The organism is Halorubrum sp. C191 (genome assembly GCF_002727095.1).
In the GTDB taxonomy this organism is placed as follows: Archaea; Halobacteriota; Halobacteria; order Halobacteriales; family Haloferacaceae; genus Halorubrum; species Halorubrum ezzemoulense.
The window spans coordinates 1-4,096 of sequence record NZ_NHNZ01000075.1 but is presented as its reverse complement, the minus strand read 5'-3'; the positions used below and the strand labels follow the sequence as shown (position 1 = coordinate 4,096).

Here is a 4,096-nt window from a genome sequence, read left to right as displayed (position 1 = left end):
GCGTTCTCTGCGGCATTGTTTGTCGGAGAGACCGCTGGCTCACCGACGAAGGTGAGCCAGTGGTCGAGACCTCCTTCGATCTTCCCCAGCAGTGTTGCCACTGGTCCGTCGGGTACTGACCGGTCAATCAGCGATTCAAGCTCTCTTCGCGCCACACGCTGGAGGTCTGCTCTCTCACGAGGACTTGGGTCGCTCTCCAGCCGAGCCTGGAGAGCGACGAATAGCTGTCTGAGAGCCTGGTAGATCGGTTCACCTTCTGGCTGCTTTTCGGCGNNTCTCGAAGAATGTGCGCCCAGCACCGCTGGAGGTTGCTGCTGAAAGCTGGGTACGCCGTCCACCCGTCACAGACGACTGTTCCCGCGAAGTCCTCGCCGAGGACTTCCGCGGGAACATCACTTCCGCGACTCTCCCTGACCGCGTACAACGTGTGTTGAACGGTCTGAAACGTCCAAATCCACGCTTGTTCACCGTCGCGCTTGATGCCTGTCTCGTCGATGTGAACCACGTCAGCATCCTGAATCTCTTGACGGATCTGCTCGTACTCACAGCGACCGGCGCGCGCAGCGCGCTCGGTCGCGTGCCACGCGGATGCACCCGAGAGTTCGAGTCCGTGTAGTTGCTCGAAGCGATCAGCGATCTTCCGGTAAGGAAGGCGGTGATCGTACCGTGACAGAGCTGATTGAGCGATGACGTTCACCCCGAACTGCCCCTCATCGGGGCAGTCGGGGTGAGCCGCAACTGTCTCTGTTCCACAGGAATCGCACTGGTAGTAGTGGCGGTTGTACCGGGTTATCTCTGGGGTTTGGGGGTCAGGGATTTCCTCGACGAGTCGGGGGCTGACGCCCACCGACTCGTCGAAGTGGTCGCCACACTCAGGACAACAGTCACAGGTGACATCGACTTCTTCGTCGGGATCAGGCGGAGAGCGCCACTCCGGGTCGTGACCATCCTTTCGGCCAGGAGTGCCGCCATCAGTTCGGACATCGTCGTCTTCGTCGTCCTGCGAGGTCGGGGACCCGTCGGTCCCCGACCGTCGCTTACTGGGTGGAGTGTGTGGATTCTCGTACTTCCGGAGGCGTGTTTCGAGTTCTTCGATCCGCTCTTGCTGCTCTTCGATCAGTTCGTTCTGTTCCTCGATCCGCTCGTCCTTCTGGGCGATCGTCTCTTCCAGCTCGTCGATTCGCTCCTCCATCTGGAGAAATCGCGAGAGGAGTTCGTCCTTGGAGAGATCGTCCCAGCTCATCGATTCCACCTCGAAACGAAGACAGCAGGGCTGACGGGATGGTCTCCGCTGCTCGGAGACCATCCCTGAGGATGTAGACTGACTCCCTGCTGGCAGACCATGTGTCTATCATAGGCCACCACCTACGAGATAGTGACGAAATCAGACGGGGCTAAACACGTACCCCCGATGAAGCAGGAGATTTGGGTCATAGGCAACTGAAGTCTCCCGCTTCAACTCATTTGATTTAGCGGCCTACCTCGCTGCCGTATGGCGATCCAATATAGTCCTTGATCAGCAACTGATAACGATCAGAACACCATGTCGATTTAGGTACCTACCGCCGCGAATGCGACCACGAGCGCGAGGTACGCAGCGACGATGATGACCGCCAGTACCGGGATCAGCGTGAGATGGTCGTGACTCCCGTTGTTGCCATCAACCTCACCGCGTTCAACGGCGTCAACATCAACATCGCCGGATTCGATTGCGTCAGCGGAAGGCATCACCTCGGGGAGCCCCTTACGTCTAGCGTCGAACTTGTTGAGAACGAGCACTGCGATTGCCGTCAGAACGAGCGCCAGTGGCAGTGCGAAGTATGCCGTCTGAAGACCCAGCCCGTACAACACGAGGACGAGCACCGTGACCCCCGCCGCAGTTCCTGCGAATGGGACTTGGGTGTTAACGTGATCAATATGATCGGAGCCTGAGAAGATAGACGACATAACTGTCGTGTCGCTGATTGGTGAACTGTGGTCGCCATAGATAGCGCCGCCGAACAGCACCCCGATAAGCACGGGGAGGATAGAAGGACCGACCAGTTCATACCCAAGCGGGATTGCGAGTGGGGTGAGAATAGCCATGGTGCCCCAAGAGGTACCGGTCGTGAACGCGACAAACATTGCTGCGAGGAAGATTATGACGGGGAGGAAGCTCCCAGGAACACCGCTGCCGACCATTATATCCACAATCGCTTGGGCGGTGCCGACCTTCTCGGCAGCTAAACCGATCGACCACGCTAACACGATGATCGCGATGGCGATGTTCATCGTTTTGAATCCCTGGATGATGGTATCGCTGGCCGTTTCGAGGTCCATTGTCCGGTAGCCGAGTGATCCGACAAACCCGGACAGCATGAACGCGAAAGACCCATACAGAAGACCGAGCGCCACGTCAGTCTCTTGGAATGCCTTCGAGATACTAACGCCGGGATTTTGTCCACCACCCAGCCACCACATCGAGACCAAACTCACGACGAGCAACACAAAAATGGGGCCGAAGAAATTCACGAGGGTCGGGTTCCTGTCGCTCGGCTCGCCGACGTCCTGGGAGACGTCGGACAATGGCGTCGCGTCTTCCCGAATAGTCCGACCGGTGGAACGCGCCCGCCACTCGGCGTCAAGCATCGGACCAAAGAATCGCTGAGTAATCGCGATGAACCCGACCATGAAGAACGCCATGAAACAGTAAATGTTCCAAGGAATACTCTGGAGGAACAATCCGAAGGGGGTCATCCCGAGTTCCGCGGCGGTAACCGTAGCCGCCTCGAACCCGACGATAATCATTGAGACTTGGTAGCCGATCCAAGATGACACAGGCCCGAAGGTCGCCACGGGCGATGTCGTTGAATCAAGCGTGTAGGCGTGCATTTCCCGGGAGGAGTGGTTTTCCTGCGCGAGATCCCGTGTCGCGTTGCCTGTGACGATGGTGCTGGTATAAGAACTGAAGAAAATGAAGACTCCGATGAGCCACGTGAGGATCTGAGACTCGCGGGCGCTGTCAACACGATCGCCGATCCACCGCTCCAGTGCCAGGATGCCACCGGAGCGGTGAATGAACGCCGCACCCGCGCCCATGAACATTATGAGAATAATGAATTTCGTATTGAATGGCGACCGAAATACTTCGACGAGCCAGTCCATCGTGAGTCCTGTCGCCGCGATTGGATTCCAGTTCGCCACGATCATCGCGCCGATCCAGACGCCGGCGAATAGGGACACAAGCACCTGCCGTGTCGTCATCGCCAACACGATTGCCAGAAGCGGCGGTGCCAACGCCAACAAGCCGTAACTTGTGGTAGCCACGAGCAGAACTCGATATCGACTTAAATTAAATCTTTGATACCCGTTCTCTCAACGAACTGGGAAGAAAGTGACACAGACCTCACTAAGCAGATTTTACAGGCTGTCGAGGCGAATGCCACGAGGCTTGACCCCGTGGATGAAGCCGACAACTCGTGAACCAAGCCATTAACTCGAAACATCTCAAATAGAGTGGTGTGACGGCACACTTCGCGTCTGGCTTAGTCGGCGAAAATAAGCCGGGTCAGACGCTCTGCCGTGACCATCAAGTAGGAGTGGGGAACTCCGAATCCACGCCCGTGGAGACTGCGCTCCCTGTGGATTCCCTCGCGGAATCTGTAAAGCACGTCGTGGAAACGGGAAGCCTCGGGGCTTGATCCCGAGGTACTTCACGTCGGAACGCGGGCGATCTCCGCAAACGGTGTATGTGCTTGGGAACAGACGGCTGATCAAGCATCGGCTCTTTGTGTTGTACCCATTCAACGCCAGAATCGACGATGATCGCTACAACCAGCACTCAATGACCGAAACCGTGAACTCAGCTGTGAAGCGCTTGTTCAGCTTCCCTGTGTGAGCGCGCTTGTGGTTCCGCGTGTTTCGCGAAATCGCGCTGATTGTGTTATATATAATAAGACACCTCTTCACACAGTACATCCTTCTGCCTTACAGCAATGTAACACGGTCCTCCCCACCCAAGGGCGTGCTCTGTAGCTGCTTCACTTCTGGAATTTAATTGTCGCGAGCCTGTCATAGAAACCATCTCATAGCTTGAACTTCTCGCGGCCAGGGTCGT

The 4,096-nt window shown here is 56.8% G+C and carries 1 protein-coding gene and 3 pseudogenes; 2 read left to right on the top strand and 2 right to left on the bottom strand.

The genetic code is table 11. The annotated features are described in order from the left end of the window. Positions 1-1,243 (bottom strand): annotated as a pseudogene (tnpC, locus tag Z052_RS06595) (IS66 family transposase); the annotation flags it as partial. Between the two features lie 308 nt (positions 1,244-1,551). Then, positions 1,552-3,243, bottom strand: a complete 1,692-nt coding sequence (locus Z052_RS06590; RefSeq protein ID WP_049933572.1) for a Na+/H+ antiporter NhaC family protein — start codon at positions 3,241-3,243, stop codon at positions 1,552-1,554. Positions 3,244-3,572: 329 nt separating this feature from the next. Between Z052_RS06590 and Z052_RS20930 the strand changes: the two are divergent. Together Z052_RS20930 and Z052_RS20925 are read left to right on the top strand one after the other, a co-directional pair. Further along, positions 3,573-3,680: pseudogene (locus Z052_RS20930) on the top strand (RNA-guided endonuclease TnpB family protein); the annotation flags it as partial. 53 nt (positions 3,681-3,733) lie between these two features. After that, positions 3,734-3,874: pseudogene (locus Z052_RS20925) on the top strand (IS5/IS1182 family transposase); the annotation flags it as partial. Positions 3,875-4,096: the final 222 nt, after the last annotated feature.